Consider the following 343-nt stretch of genomic DNA (forward strand, 5'->3'; position numbering starts at 1 on the left):
GTAGTCCTGGACGTAGATGTCGAGCTGCTGACCGTTCTTCGCGAAGAAGCCGTCCTCGACCTTCAGGGCGTCGCCGCTCGGGTGCTGCGTGCCGTACGGCGCCTTCTGCGAGGTGTTCGTCAGGTGGGCGCCGTCGATCAGCGCCTGAGTGGGGGCGCCTTCATCGCCCAGACCGTAGAGCGTGCCCAACGCGCCGCCGCGGAAGTCGCCCGTGGTCGTGGCGAAATCGACGGCCAGGGTGTCCGTGGATGCCGCGACGGCGGGGACGACCACCCCTGTCGCCGTGCCGAGCGCGAGAGCGCTCACGGCGCCGGCCGCGATCCAGCGAAGTGATCTCTTCATT

General features: G+C 68.8%; 1 pseudogene. It reads right to left on the reverse strand.

The features are described 5' to 3' along the window. Window positions 1-343, reverse strand: a pseudogene (locus ACZ3HH_RS29490) (hypothetical protein); the annotation flags it as partial.

The organism is Pseudomonas sp. PME37.24/025, from assembly GCF_055556615.1.